The organism is Pseudomonas sp. LBUM1644 (assembly GCF_059716195.1).
This window is the reverse complement of record NZ_CP166812.1, coordinates 2,051,653-2,065,631: the sequence shown is the minus strand read 5'-3', so window position 1 is coordinate 2,065,631 and position 13,979 is coordinate 2,051,653. Positions and strand designations below refer to the sequence as shown.

13 protein-coding genes are annotated in these 13,979 nt (G+C 59.3%); 3 read left to right on the top strand and 10 right to left on the bottom strand.

What is annotated here, in order from left to right; translation table 11 throughout:
* Positions 1-22: 22 nt before the first annotated feature.
* Positions 23-1,015: a diaminopimelate epimerase gene (locus tag ACA052_RS09260; protein ID WP_497649389.1), complete on the bottom strand. Its 993-nt coding sequence runs from the start codon at positions 1,013-1,015 to the stop codon at positions 23-25.
* Between the two features lie 165 nt (positions 1,016-1,180).
* Between ACA052_RS09260 and ACA052_RS09255 the strand changes: the two genes are divergently transcribed.
* Positions 1,181-2,332 carry an MFS transporter gene (locus ACA052_RS09255; protein ID WP_497649388.1) on the top strand — a complete coding sequence of 384 codons (1,152 nt, stop codon included), beginning with the start codon at positions 1,181-1,183 and terminating at the stop codon, positions 2,330-2,332.
* Positions 2,333-2,525: 193 nt separating this feature from the next.
* Here ACA052_RS09255 and ACA052_RS09250 read toward each other — a convergent pair whose 3' ends face one another.
* The 7 genes from ACA052_RS09250 to ACA052_RS09220 all read right to left on the bottom strand — a co-directional run bounded on the left by ACA052_RS09250 (position 2,526) and on the right by ACA052_RS09220 (position 10,369).
* A complete protein-coding gene (locus tag ACA052_RS09250; RefSeq protein WP_497649387.1) occupies positions 2,526-4,949 on the bottom strand; it encodes a TonB-dependent siderophore receptor in 2,424 nt (807 codons plus the stop codon).
* A 97-nt stretch (positions 4,950-5,046) separates the two neighbouring features.
* A complete protein-coding gene (locus tag ACA052_RS09245; protein ID WP_497649386.1) occupies positions 5,047-6,030 on the bottom strand; it encodes a FecR family protein in 984 nt (327 codons plus the stop codon).
* Positions 6,027-6,239 (bottom strand): hypothetical protein, encoded by a 213-nt coding sequence (locus ACA052_RS09240; protein ID WP_497649385.1) that lies wholly within the window; start codon positions 6,237-6,239, stop codon positions 6,027-6,029. The genes ACA052_RS09245 and ACA052_RS09240 overlap by 4 nt, the downstream gene beginning before the upstream one ends.
* Positions 6,236-6,736, bottom strand: coding sequence for a sigma-70 family RNA polymerase sigma factor (locus ACA052_RS09235; RefSeq protein WP_497649384.1), 501 nt, complete (start codon positions 6,734-6,736; stop codon positions 6,236-6,238). The genes ACA052_RS09240 and ACA052_RS09235 overlap by 4 nt, the downstream gene beginning before the upstream one ends.
* Before the next feature lie 189 nt (positions 6,737-6,925).
* Entirely contained in the window at positions 6,926-7,819 is an 894-nt protein-coding gene (locus ACA052_RS09230) for a helix-turn-helix transcriptional regulator (RefSeq protein WP_497649383.1), read from the bottom strand.
* Positions 7,816-9,234: an aminotransferase gene (locus tag ACA052_RS09225; RefSeq protein WP_497649382.1), complete on the bottom strand. Its 1,419-nt coding sequence runs from the start codon at positions 9,232-9,234 to the stop codon at positions 7,816-7,818. Before ACA052_RS09225 ends, ACA052_RS09230 begins: the two co-directional genes overlap by 4 nt.
* Positions 9,235-9,265: 31 nt before the next feature.
* Complete coding sequence (locus ACA052_RS09220) at positions 9,266-10,369, bottom strand: polyamine ABC transporter substrate-binding protein (protein ID WP_497649381.1); 1,104 nt, start codon at positions 10,367-10,369, stop codon at positions 9,266-9,268.
* A 207-nt stretch (positions 10,370-10,576) separates the two neighbouring features.
* On the opposite strand from ACA052_RS09220, the gene ACA052_RS09215 reads away from it, so the two are divergent.
* Positions 10,577-11,359, top strand: a complete 783-nt coding sequence (locus tag ACA052_RS09215; protein WP_497649380.1) for an enoyl-CoA hydratase — start codon at positions 10,577-10,579, stop codon at positions 11,357-11,359.
* Complete coding sequence (locus tag ACA052_RS09210; RefSeq protein WP_497649379.1) at positions 11,356-12,537, top strand: acetyl-CoA C-acyltransferase family protein; 1,182 nt, start codon at positions 11,356-11,358, stop codon at positions 12,535-12,537. The genes ACA052_RS09215 and ACA052_RS09210 overlap by 4 nt, the downstream gene beginning before the upstream one ends.
* A 565-nt stretch (positions 12,538-13,102) precedes the next feature.
* Here the strand turns inward: ACA052_RS09210 and ACA052_RS09205 are convergent.
* Positions 13,103-13,357, bottom strand: coding sequence for a hypothetical protein (locus ACA052_RS09205; RefSeq protein WP_497649378.1), 255 nt, complete (start codon positions 13,355-13,357; stop codon positions 13,103-13,105).
* Positions 13,358-13,394: 37 nt separating this feature from the next.
* Positions 13,395-13,778 carry a DUF6124 family protein gene (locus ACA052_RS09200; protein ID WP_497649377.1) on the bottom strand — a complete coding sequence of 128 codons (384 nt, stop codon included), beginning with the start codon at positions 13,776-13,778 and terminating at the stop codon, positions 13,395-13,397.
* Between the last annotated feature and the right edge of the window lie 201 nt (positions 13,779-13,979).

Sequence of the window (13,979 nt, the reverse complement as noted above, 5' to 3'; positions counted from 1 at the left end):
GCTCGCGAAGGCAATCGAATAATCAACTCATCAATCGAGCCGTACCAAACAGGCTGACCCGACTCAATTCGCCGTCGATTGCCTCCAACAAAATCGGCGCCGTACCACCCGGCATCACCACCTTGACCTCGCCCGCCGCGACCCAACCCACGCGCCAGGCCGCACACGCCACCGCCGTCGCGCTGGTGCCCGAAGAAGCCGTTGGCCCTTCGCCGCGCTCGAACACCCGCGCGACCACTCGCCCCTCGGACGCCAGCATCGCCCATTGCAGGTTCACACCCGCCGGACAGGGTTGCCCCGCTCCCGTCGGCATGGCGTAGGCGATACGCGTAAGCCCTTCGGACAGTGGCGTTTCCCGCATCTGCTCATTACTCGGCAAGGCGTCTGCGTTTTCCACAAGGGTCACGCAATGCGGATTGCCGACCCGCGCGAACTGGCTTCGCGACCAGGCGGCATTGAGTGACGACAATGGCTGCACATGGCTGAGTTCGCGGCCGTTGAATAGCACGCTCTCAACCCCGTGAGCACTGACTGCCTCCGGCCCGAACGAAGGTTTGCCCAGGTCCAGCCAGAACCCGTGCACGTCTTCCACCTGCGCCGCTTTCACCGTAGCTTCCCCCGGTGAAGGCACATCGGTCTTGTCGTGATGGACCCTGAGCAGACACGCTTCATCCCTCGGCCAAAGCCCTTGGTCGCTGAGCGCCTGGGAAAAAATCGTCAGCCCGTTGCCGCTGCGTTCGGCCAGCGTACCGTCGGTGTTGACGATCAACAGATCAAAGGGCGGTGATGAATGAAACGGCCCGACCAGCAGCCCATCACAGCGATGAGCCTTGCCGCCGGGCGGTTGCGTGCCCGGTGCCCAACCGCAGAACGCCTCGATGGCCGCCAACGCCCAGGCCTCGCGGGAGTGCACCGCTTGACTGGCCTGTTCAGGTAAGTCGATCCCCTCGCGGCGCACCGCCTCAGGCGCCATCACCGCGTAGATATTGCCTCGAGCATCGTAGAACGGCGTCATGGCGCCTCCCGTATAAACCGTCGATGCGCTCAACATATCGCGAAACAACGACGGGCTGTGCAACGATGTCGTCCTGCCTGACCACGAAACCGTCGGGACACTGATCGAACCTCACCGGTGAGTCACTGTCCCTTGGGGACGCGCCGTTTTTTGCCAAGGATTGATATGACCAACCTCAACACCCAAGCCACATTCGTTCCCGGGCGTCTGGAGCAAATGTCCACGCGCATCGCCTTTTTCATCGCAGGTCTCGGCATCGCCGCCTGGGCGCCGCTGGTGCCGTATGCCAAGGCACGGGCCGGGCTGGATGAGGGGACCCTCGGCTTGTTGCTGTTGTGCCTGGGCGTCGGGTCGATCCTGGCCATGCCGATGGCCGGGATTCTGTCCTCGCGCTTCGGTTGTCGGCGCGTGACGACTGGCGGGACATTGTTGATCTGTGCAGCCCTGCCATTGCTGGCGACGGTGTCGTCAGTGCCCGCGTTGATCGCCACCCTGTTCATGTTCGGTGCCGGGCTCGGCACGGTGGATTCGACGGTGAACCTGCAAGCAGTGATCGTCGAACGCGCCAGCGGCAAGAACATGATGTCGGGTTTCCATGGGCTGTTCAGCCTCGGTGGGATCGTCGGCGCCGCGGGTGTCAGCGCCCTCCTCGGCTTCGGTTTTTCCCCACTGGGGGCGATGTTGGTGGTCATCGCGTGCCTGGTGGCGGCGCTACTCAAAGCTGCACCGCACCTGTTGCCCTACGGCAGTGAAAGCTCGGGTCCGGCGTTTGCCGTACCCCACGGGATTGTGCTGTTCATCGGCGGTATGTGTTTCATCGTGTTCCTGGCTGAAGGCGCAGCGCTCGATTGGAGCGCAGTGTTCCTGACGCAGGAGCGCGGAATCGACACGGCGTATGCGGGGCTGGGTTATGCGGCGTTTGCACTGACCATGACCGTCGGGCGGTTGACCGGTGACAAGATCGTTCGGCGCCTCGGTTCTACGCGGGTCATTGTGTTCGGTGGACTAACCGCCGCCGCGGGTCTGGCGCTGGCGACATTCGCGCCGACCTGGGAGGCGGCATTGCTTGGCTATGCCTTTCTGGGCGCGGGCTGTTCGAACATTGTGCCGGTGCTGTACACCGCGGTGGGTAAACAGACGGTCATGCCCGAGCACATTGCCGTGCCGGCGATTACGACGTTGGGGTATGCGGGGATTCTTGCCGGGCCCGCGGTGATCGGGTTTATCGCCCACGGCAGCAGTTTGAGTTTTGCCTTTGGGCTGATGGCGGTGTTGCTGGTCGCGGTCGGCATCGGCGGGAAGGTGTTGAAGGTTTAAAAGCAAAAAGATCGCAGCCTGCGGCAGCTCCTACATTCGGATGGCGTACATCCTGTAGGAGCTGCCGCAGGCTGCGATCTTTTGATCTTCAGCTTTTAAAACCCAACACTGGCCTGCACAAAGAACGTGCGCGGTGCGCCGACGTACATCCTGTAGGAGCTGCCGCAGGCTGCGATCTTTTGATCTTCAGCCCTTAAAACCCAACACTGGCCTGCACAAAGAACGTGCGCGGTGCGCCGACGTACATCCCCGAGTTGTTGTCGCTGGAACGGGTGAAGTACTGCTTGTCGAAGAGGTTCTTGATCCCCGCCCCGACTTTCAGGTTCGACACCTGCGGACCGAAGTCGTACCCGCCACGCACGTTCCAGGTCACGTAACCCGGGATGTCGCCGTACTGCCCGTCCGCGGTGCCTTCGGTGATGTAGTTGTTGGTGAAGCTACCGTCCGCATTCACCGCGACGCCCGGCGAACGCTGTTTGGATTGGGCGAAGGCATCCACGTTGTACGTCCAGCGATCGATGTCGTAACGCAGACCGGCGGTCGCCACCTGGCGCGAGTAGAACGGCAGGTCACGGCCCTTGAAGTCAGGGATCTCGCCTTCATACACCGCACGTGTGTAGGTGAACCCGGCATTGGCGGTCAGGCCGTCAAGCCGTGGGTCCAGCGCCGACATGTCGTAGTGCACCGAAGCCTCGATGCCGCGGTGTGTGGTCGCGCCGAGGTTAGTCCAGCCCGCATCGTTGCTGATGTACTGCAACTCTTTATCGAAGTCGATGTAGAACAGCGTCACTTCGCCGCCCCACACATCATCGTTGTAGCGTGTGCCAACCTCGTAGGTCTTGGCTTTTTCCGGTTCAAGGCCGTTGGCGGTGTCGTCCCCGGTCCCCCCTTGGCCAAGCTGGAAGTACTGCAGGCTGCCGAACGAGGTTTCGTAGTTGGCGAACAGTTTCCAGGCATCGGAAATGTGATACATCACGCTGAGGGCCGGCAGTGGCTCGTTGCTTTCGATGCTGCGATGTTTCTCCGGTACCGGTTTGCCGGCCGTGTCGAGCACCGGGCGGTCATGCCAGTCAGTACTGATGTGCTCGAACCGGATGCCCGGGGTCACGGTCCAGTTGCCGACGTCGATCTTGTTGTCGATGTAGACCGAGTTGGCCTCGGTCCCACCGGTGCGGTCCTGGTACACATGGCCGTCCGAGGTCTTGGTCGCGACGGGCTCATTGTTGACCAGCGCCAGACGGCTCGCCTCTTCGTGCATGGCTTCTTTGAGGTAGCGATAACCGACACTGACTTCCTGGGTGGTCGGGCCGACGTCAAACACATGGGACACCCGCGGTTCGATCCCCAACGTGTAGTAGCTGCGCGGGAAGGAGCCGAGGGTTTTCTGGTCACGGGCGGCGATGTTGCTGCCACGGAAACTGTCGGTGTAGTACGTCAGCACTTCAGCCTGGGTGCGGTCATCGATCTGCCGCGCCCATTTGAACGACACGTCCTTGCGCCGCCCGCTGAAGTTGTCGTTGTTACGGTCGGACTGGAACGGATCGGCGTCGTACTGCGCCTGGGTCAGGCCGCCGGGCATGTCGGCGTTGGCGTCGTAGTAGTGAAAGTTGAGACTGAAATCGTCGACATCGGTGGGTGCCCAGTGGGTCTTGAGGATCACATCGTCAATGTCGTTGCTGTTGTTGCGTTCACGATAACCGTTGCCGTTCACGCCGGAATACAACAGCGCCACGCCGATGCCGTTGTCCGCCGTGCCACCCATAAACGCGGTGTCGATGTGTTTCCATCCGCCGTGCCGGGAGGTTTCCAGGGTGGTGCCAATTTCGGCGGAGGCTTTTTCCGGGATTGCACGGGTCACGAAGTTGATCACGCCACCCACGTTCTGTGGCCCGTAACGCACGGAGCCGGCGCCGCGAACCACGTCGATGCTGTCGAGGTTGCCGGAAGAAATCGGCGCCATGGACAATTGCGGCTGGCCATACGGGGCGAACGCCGCCGGTACGCCGTCGATCAGCACCGTGGAGCGTGGCGACAGGCGCGAGGTCAAGCCGCGAACGCCGACGTTCAGGGAAATGTCACTGCCGCCGGTACCGTTGGCGTCCTGCACTTGCACACCCGGCACACGCTTGAGCACGTCGCCGACGTTCATCGCACCTTGCTCGATCATGGCTTCGCGGCGGATCACCGTGCGCGCACCGGGGTGATTCTGCACCACGGCGGCATCGGCATCACCGAGCCAGTCGCCGACCACCTTGATGTCGGTCACGCCCAGTTCCAACGGGCCGTTTGCAGCGGAAGTCGGTGCGGGCATCAGGGTGACCGAGCCTTCATCGATCTGATACTCGAGGCCGCTGCCCTGCAACAATTGACGCAAGGCCTGTTCCGGCGAGAAGTTACCGTCCACGGCCGGCGCCTGTTTGCCAGCGACCAGTTCAGGACTGAAAAAAACCTGCAGCGACGTTTGCTGGCCGAGCTCACTCAAGGCCTGACCCAACGGCTGCGCCGGGATATGAATCGCGTCGGCAGCGAATGCCTGAGGCAGGGCCGAGCTGATGGCCAGGGCCAGCGCGAGCCGCAGCCAAGGGGAATTGTTGTTTTTAGCGGTGGTTTTCTTCACGTCGAACATTGTCCTGTGGATCGCAAGAGTGTGCGCCTGTTAATGCAAACCAGTTGCAGTTGGACAAGAAGACGAAGAACTCAAAAAAAACCTGAATTTATTTTGAAATTATTTCCTGACTGCCATCATCGAGGGTCCGCACGGCCACCGGCAGAATGCTCGGCAAGGCTTTGAGCAGCGCGTCGGTGTTGTCGGACTTGAACACGCTGGTCAGGCGCAGGTTGCCCACTTTGTCATTGCCGACCGTGAGTGGTTTTTCCCGGTAGCGCGAGACTTCTGCGGCCACTTCGCCAAGGCTGGCGTTGTTGAACACCAGTTTGCCGGCGCGCCACGCGGTCAGCTCGGCGGGGTTGACCGCGTAGGCCGCCGCCACGTTGCCCTGGGCATCGACGCGCGTGCCAAGGCCAGCGGTGAGGCTGATGAAGTCGTTGTCGGCCGCGTCCCGGCCCTGGACCTTGACGGTACCCTGCTCCACCACCACCCGGGTGTCGCCGATGTCGCGGCGCACATCGAAACGGGTGCCGGTGACCGTGACCTTGCCACTGCCCGTCTCGACAACGAACGGCCGACTGGTGTCGTGTTCGACGCTGAACATGGCTTCGCCTTCCGTCAGCACAATGCCGCGACGGTTCTTTTCGAACCGCACCTGCACCCGGCTGCGGCTGTTCAGGTCAATTACCGATCCGTCCGGCAATGCCACGTGGCGCCGCTCGCCCAGCGCCGTCGAGTACTCGGCGGTGTAGGGCGCCGGATGATTCAAACCGCTGAACAGTCCCAGCCCGAGCGCGACGGCCAGCACGCTGGCGGCCACCGCATAACGCACCAGCGGGCGACGCTTGCTGCGCGCCGGGGGCGTTTCACACAGGGCTTGCAGACGCTTGGGCGGCAGCAGATCAGCCGCCGTCCACAAGCCCTGGAGCAGTTCAAATTCATGGCGATGCTGGGGGTGTTCGTTGAGCCAGGTTTCAAAGCGCCGATATTCTTCGACATCCACCGCCGGTTCCTGCAAACGCACAAACCATCGCGCCGCATCGTCGCGTACCGTTGTTTGCCCGCACGCACAATCACGAGTATCCATCATGGAAGTTCCTGTTTGGCCGGGGATAGGCTGCCGAAGGCTGCGATCTTTTGATCTTCGGCGATTTCAACACCGCCAAAAGATCGCTGGATTTTGTAGGAGCTGGCGTAGCCTGCGATCTTTTGGCGGCCTGTAAAGCGCCAAAGACCAAGATCAAAAGATCGCAGCCTGCGGCAGCTCCTACAGGTGTTTTCATGGCAACCGCGGCTCATGACTGCATTCCATCGAGGCGGTCGCGTAGATGCCGCAGCGTGCGGATCATATACTTCTCCACCATGTTCCTGGACAGTCCCAGGCGTTCGGCGATTTCGGCCTGGGTCAGGCCTTCGATCTTCTGCCAGACAAACACCTTGCGGCAGTTGAGCGGCAACTCGGTGAGCGCCCGTTCGATGGAATCAGCCAACTGGATCGCCTGCATGAAATGCTCCGGGTCGCCGGTCGACGACACACTGTGATCGACCGCCTCCGACTCCATGGCGCCCCGCCGATCCTCACGCCGATAACCATCGACCGCGATGTTGCGCGCGGTCTGGTGCAAGTACGCCCGAGGCTGTTGCACCGCCGCCGAATCGGACTCAAGCACCCGCACGAAGGTGTCGTGGGCCAGATCCTCGGCCTGATGACGATTTCTCAGGCGACGGGTCCAGGTGCCAACCAACTCTTCGTAATGCTCGAAAAAGCTGTGTCTGCGGGGCAACTTGAGGGTCATTGCGGTGTGCTGTGGGGAGGAGGCGTGAATAGTAATGCTTCCTATTAACCAGAAGCAATGATTCCATACCGCCGCCCCCGAGGATACTTGTCGATCCCCACGCACCGGGAAAAGTTGATTTAGGCACAGAGCCAAAGGATTCTGGCAGGAATCCCAAAGAAGCCATTCAAGGTTTCAACTGTTAATGAATTAATGTTTACGCAACCACTCGATAAACAGCGCAAACAACTCCGACTGTGAATTGATGTTCAGCTTCAGATATAGATTCTTGCGGTGCATGCGCACCGTTTCCGGCGAGATACTCATCTGGCTGGCTGTGGACTTCACGGAGTGGCCCCGGAGCACCATGTGCGCCGCTTCCCGCTCGCGTTCGGTCAACAAGTCGCAGCCGAAGTTTTCGAACGCGGACTGTACCCTTTGCCTGAGATCATCACGCCCACCCTGAATAACGGTGCTGTGCTGTAGACCCTGGCGTCCAAACTCGCTGATGAATTCGCGCACCAACGGCTCGACGGCCCGCAGCAAATTCAATTGTTCAGCCCGCAGGCTTTCACCGCCAAAGCCTTGAAACAGGCTCACCGAGACCTGAGTGTCATGGCCGGTATCGACAATGTAAAAACTGTCTTCCGAGCTGCCGGCCTTCAAGTAATAAGTCTTGTAGTACTCGCTGTCGAAGAAGTTGTCCGGCGCGATTTCCTCCAGGTGATAGAACCCTTCAGCCAACCCCTGCTCCACCGCCAGGCAAAACGGATCGAGCAGGTAACCTCCGGAAAAATAGCGGTCGATGATCGCCTCCCGGAACTTGTCCGGTATGCCGCGCTGATACAGCAACTGCGGTGCACGGTCCTTGTGCTCCAGGCTGATCATCACCGATTCAATACCGACCAAATGCCCGAATGCCGACGCCAGGTATTGAAGCGCGTCAGGCGCGTCGATATGGGCAAATGCCTTGCGCATTTCCCCATGCCATTTATGCAACGCCCCGAAGGGCATCGCGATCAGCGTATCGTCGTTTGGTTTGCTCATGCCCCGCAGTCTAGCGGGTGAGCCTGAACCGGGTAAGAACCTGCCTGGCAATGTCATTGCCCGAAATACTGGCCGCTCGCCTCAAGCTCGGCTGCCACTTCAAGAATGCACACCCGCAGGATCTCGACGATTTCATCGACCTGGGCGCAAGACAGAATCAGCGGCGGCGACATGACATTGAGGTGCATGATCGGCCGCACCAATAATCCCCGGGCCTGCGCCCGGGAATGAATCCGCTCGCCAATGTTGATCTCGTCGGCAAACAACGCCTTGGTGCGCTTGTCGGCAACGAACTCCACGCAAGCCATGAACTTCTGGCAGCGCACATCACCCACCAGCGGCAAATCGCTGAGTGTCGCCAGACGCTCTTCCAGATAAGCACCGACCACCTCGACATGTTCCAGCAGGTTCTCGCGCTCGATGATTTCGATGTTTTTCAGCGCCGCGGTGCAGCACACCGGATGGCCGCTGTAGGTGAAGCCATGGCTAAAGCAGCGACCCTTGCCCGGCTCGGCGATGACTTTCCAGATACGGTCGGAAAAGATGCAGGCGCCCAGCGGCAAATAAGCAGAAGTCAGACCTTTGGCGGTGGTGATGATATCCGGCTGCACGTCGAACACATCGTAGGACGCGAAGAACTTGCCCAAGCGGCCGAACGACGTCACCACTTCGTCTGCGACAAACAGAATGTCGTAGCGCTGGCAGACTTCCCACATGCGCTTCAGATAGCCCTTGGGTGGAATGATCACCCCGCCGGAGCCCATGATGGGCTCGGCAAAAAAGCCGGCGACCTTGTCCGCGCCGATGGACAGGATCTTCTCTTCGAACTCGTTAATCAGGAATTCGAGGAACTGCGCCTCGTCCATGCCGTCCGGTGCGCGGTAGGGATTAGGGTTGGAAACGTGGTGAATCCTGTCGTTGGCGTAATCGAATTCCGGTACACGGTCGGCAGCCTTGTTGCCGATTGACATCGTCAGGGTAGTGGAGCCGTGATAGGCGTTATAGCGAGCGATGACATGCTTCTTTTCCGGCTTGCCGCGGCAGTTCTGATAGTACTGAATCAGCCGGTAGGCGGTGTCGACGGCGGTGGAACCACCGGTGGTCAGGAACACATGGTCAAGATCGCCGGGAGCCAGGCTGGCGAGTTTTTCGCAGAGTTCGATAGCGACGTTGTTGGACATGTCGCAGAACGGATTCGAATAGGCCAGTTTGCGCACCTGATCAGCAATCGCCTGGGCCATTTCTTCACGACCCAAACCGATATTGGTGCACCACATGCCGCCCACGGCGTCGAGAAAACGATTGCCCTGCGTGTCGTAGATGTAAGCGCCATCGCCAGAAACGATATTGAGGGAACCGTGTTCGGCATGTTCGTCGAACATGTGATAACCGTGCATGTAGTGGGCTTTATCGGCCTTGACCAGACGGGACTCATCAGCGGCCGACAGTACGTTCTTAGTTGGAGTAGCCATACAAAAAACCTCAAACCAAATAGTTAAACGATCAAATTCCGCTTTTTACCGTGCTCCAGACGCGCGTCATGGCGCGCATGTCTTTCGCCTCCTGGGTTTTTTGCGGAAACAGCCGTTGTCGAATTTCTTCATCCGGATAAATCGCCGGGTTGTTCCGTACATTGGCATTCAGCAACGGCGTGGCCGCCGCATTACTGTTGGCGTAATTGATGTAATCACTCACGTCGGCCATCACCTGTGGCTGCATCAGGTACTCAAGAAATGTGTGCGCATTGGCGACGTGAGTCGCGTCCGCCGGGATGTACATGTTGTCAAACCAGATCAGCGAACCTTCCTTGGGAATGAAATAGGCAAGATTGATCTTCAGCTTGGCTTCCTCGGCCCGAGCCATGGCCGTCGCGTAGTCGCCGGACCAGGTCATGGCCATACACACGTCGCCATTGGGCAGGCTGGTCAGGTAATTGACCGAGTCGAACTTGCGGATGTAAGGCCTGACGGACAGCAGTAAATCCTGGGCGGCTTTCAAGTCCGCCGGCGCGGCACTTCTCGGGTCGAGCCCAAGGTACTTCAGGGCCATGGGAATGACTTCGGTGGGGGCATCGAGCAACGTGACGCCGCAGTCGGCGAAACGCGAAACGATTTTTGGATCGAAGATCATCGCCAGCGAACCGATCGGCGCGTCCGGCATGCGTTCCTTGATCTTGTCGACGTTATAAGTGACGCCGTTACTGCCCCAGGTATAAGGAGCGGAATACTTCGTGCCGGCATCGTAACCCTGCAAGTCCTGCAAGACTTTCGGGTCGAGATTGCTCCAGCCGGGCAGCAACTTTTTATCCAGCGGTTGAAAGACCTTGGCCTGAATCAGCGGTGGTGCGAGGGAGGCATTCAATACCACCAGGTCATAACCGGAGTGGCCGGTGAGCAATTTCGCCTGGACCGTTTCATAAGAGTCAAAGGTGTCATAAACCACTTTGATGCCGCTGGCCTTCTCAAAGTCCGAAATGGTTTTTTCACCAATGTAATCCGCCCAGTTGTACAACCGCAGCGTATTGGCTTCATTCACTTCGGCGCCATGGACGCTCACTGACAAAGGGACAAGGAACACACTGAAAATCAACTTGAATGCCTTGCGCATAGCAAATTCACCTTATCAAGCAGGTTCCGTTCTGGATGACCGGATGAAACCACTATCGATCGATTCGGCAAACGGCACCATACCCCGAATGGGTGTGTGACCGCGCAACATGGCAAAAAGAAGCAGGCGCGTTGACCCGTTTTGTCATAGCTCCCGCGGCGGCCAGGCGCTTAGAGTGGCCGACGCACAGATTATGCAGGGCACGCCATGAATGAGTTGATCACACAAGAACGACACGAAGGCGTACTGACGCTCACTATTGATCGCCCCGACAAGCTCAACGCGCTGAACAACGCCATGTACACGCAGTTGGCCGACCTGTTGTTGGCCGCTGACGAAGACAACGCTGTCCAGGTGATGATCGTCACCGGTGGCCCGACGTGCTTTACCAGCGGCAACGATCTGGCGGATTTCCTCCAGCAGCCACCGACCGAACTGGACGCCCCTGCGTTTCGCTTGATGCGTGTCGTCATCCACCTGCAAAAGCCATTGATCGCTGCCGTTTGCGGGGCTGCCATCGGGATTGGCACCACCCTGCTGCTGCATTGCGATCAGGTACTGGTCACGAAAAACGCCAAGTTGCGCGTGCCGTTCGTGAACCTGGGACTGTGCCCGGAGTTCGGCGCGAGCCTGCTGATGCCCCGCGTACTCGGCCATGCCCGGGCGGCGCGCCTGCTGTTGTGGGGTGACAGTCTGGACGGTGCCACCGCCGTCGCGTGGGGTTTGGCCAACGAGGTGTTCGACGACGGGCAACAGTGTCTGGATGCCGCGCAAAAAATGGCCCGGCGCCTGCTGGCGTTGCCTCAGGACTCCCTGCGCCAAACCCGACAATTACTCAAACAAACGTATATGCCGGAACTGCAAGCCACCATTCGCCAAGAGAATTTGCTGTTCATCAAGCGCCTTAAAAGCCCTGAAGCGCAGTCGGCGTTGAACGCCATACTTAATCGCAGTACCGAAAAGAACTCACCTACAGGAAAGCCGTCATGAGCACCCCAGAAGTTTTTGTTGTCAGCGCCGCACGCACCGCCATCGGCACCTTTGGTGGTTCGCTCAAGGACGTTCCCCTGGCCGATCTGGCGACCACGGCCGTCAAGGCTGCCTTGCAACGGTCCAACGTCGACCCGGCGCAGATCGGCCATCTGGTGATGGGCAGCGTGATCCCGACCGACACCCGTGACGCGTATATCTCCCGCGTTGCCGCGATGAACGCCGGCATCCCGAAAGAGACACCGGCCTACAACGTCAACCGTCTCTGCGGTTCGGGCCTGCAAGCCATTATCAGCGCCGCGCAGACCTTGTTGCTGGGCGATGCCGAGATTGCGATCGGCGCCGGTGCCGAGTCCATGAGCCGCGGGCCGTACCTGCTGCCTTCCGCTCGTTGGGGGGCGCGCATGGGTAACGTGCAGGCTGTCGATTACATGCTGGGCATCCTGCATGACCCGTTCCATGGCATCCACATGGGCATCACGGCCGAGAACGTTGCCGAGCGCAACGGTATCACCCGTGAAATGCAGGATGCCCTGGCGCTCGAAGATCAAAAACGTGCAGCGTTTGCGATTGCCAATGGTTACTTCAGCGAGCAAATCGTCGGCGTCGAAGTTCGTGATCGCAAGGAAACGAAGCTGTTCAGTGTCGATGAGCATCCGCGTGCCACTTCTTTGGAGCAGCTGGCTCAGATGAAGCCGGCGTTCAAGAAGGACGGTTCGGTCACGGCCGGTAATGCTTCGGGTCTGAACGATGGCGCCGCAGCGTTGGTGATGGCTACTGGCAACGCGGTTCAGGTTAATAACCTGCGGCCGCTCGCCCGTCTGGTGAGTTATGCGCATGCCGGTGTCGAGCCGGAGTTGATGGGGCTGGGTCCGGTTCCTGCTACGCGTCTGGCATTGAAACGTGCCGGGTTGACGGTGGCGGATATGGATGTGATCGAAGCTAATATCGCGTTTGCTGCTCAGGCTTGTGCGGTGAGTCAGGAACTGGATCTGGATCCGGCCAAGGTTAACCCGAATGGTTCGGGGATTTCCCTGGGGCATCCGGTGGGTGCGACGGGGGCGATTATTGCTACCAAGGCTATCCATGAATTGCACCGCATCAACGGCCGTTATGCGTTGGTGACCATGTGCATTGGTGGTGGTCAGGGGATTGCGGCGATTTTTGAGCGGGCTTGAAGATTTGCTGCTCTGTGTGCATATCCGTTGCTGCGGTGATGGCTGCTGACGGTTTCGCTTTTACAGCGAGTCACTTGGAAAAACGGAACGCCGCACGGCCCTAAGTAACCAAGGGCTCTTGCCCCTTTCGTTCGGTGCCTCGCCAAGGCTCGGCATGCCCTCGCTCCGGTCCTGCTCCGTGGGCCCGCCGCCATCGGCCATCCATGGCCGGGGGCGGCTAACCCGGCATCCATGCCGGGTTGCCCACTGCGCAGAACCTGCACTCGGCCTCTCGAGGGGGCGGTGCGTCAAGATCAAAAGCAGGCGAGCTAACGCTCGGCCTTGAGTGGTGAAGAGCAAAAGCGGTACACCATCTGCTGTTTGTGGGAGCGAGCCTGCTCGCGAAGGCGGCCTGACAGCCGACCCATTTCTTACGGATGCACATATCCCCCTGTAGGAGCTGCCGCAGGCTGCGATCTTTTGATCTAGCCGTTGCTTTGCTTCCGATCTGTTACCCCTCCCCCAGAGCACCAACGCAAACACTCTTGTTTCTGTGCCCCCGAGTTCCCACATCGAACCTCCATCCCTACGCTAAAACCTGCCTTTGCAATCGCCGCCCCACGACATCCAGCAAATCACAGCCATCGCGCAGTGAAGTCACCAGCACTCGCGCCAATTCACTGTGGACACCCTCGCCAAACGCAATACTTTCCAGCAACTGCGTTGCCGTCCGAATGCGGTAGGCCGCGGTTTCATGCAACACGTCCAGCGGCGCTTCAGTGTCGATCAGCAATGACGGGACGATGCTGTCGATGCCGGTGACAGGCATGTATCGATCCATGACGAAAAACCTCCATTGGGTAAAGGAACACAGCTGTTCAGCGTTTGCAGTTGGATGGCAGTTCAGACGAACCCCGAGGCGGCTCCAGATTGTCCAGCGCTCGATTGACCAGCAACTCGCCCAGCGCGGACAGTTGCTGAATGGCCAAGATGATGTGGCGACGCGGGCCTTCCAGTTCACGAGCGAGATCGGTGGCCATGACGCTGAGGGACGCGAGGGTTTCACTGGCGTGGCAGAGCATGGCTTCCGTGTCGATATCCGGAACGACTGCGAAGAAGTGGGTGGAGGGTTCGTGCCGAGCGTGAGTGCGCAGGGGCACGCTGACGAGTTGTTCGGTGGCTTTGGAGGGATTGGGTGAATCGATGGTGTCGCTAGCCGGAAGGCCGGACTGTACGGTTGCGATTGGGCTGGACTTTTTCATGCCGGAGCTCCTTGCAAGTTTTCGAAAGCGCCTGTCTCTTGCCTTCAACCAGAATGAGTTGACGGTTATACATGGCGGACCGGTTGATTTATTACCAGAAAATTCCATTTTATTAATCAAATAAATGAACATCTGTGTAATTAAATGATTCTTAGATTTCGTACTTCATAGTTACTGTAAGACGATTCTTCATGCAGGGTA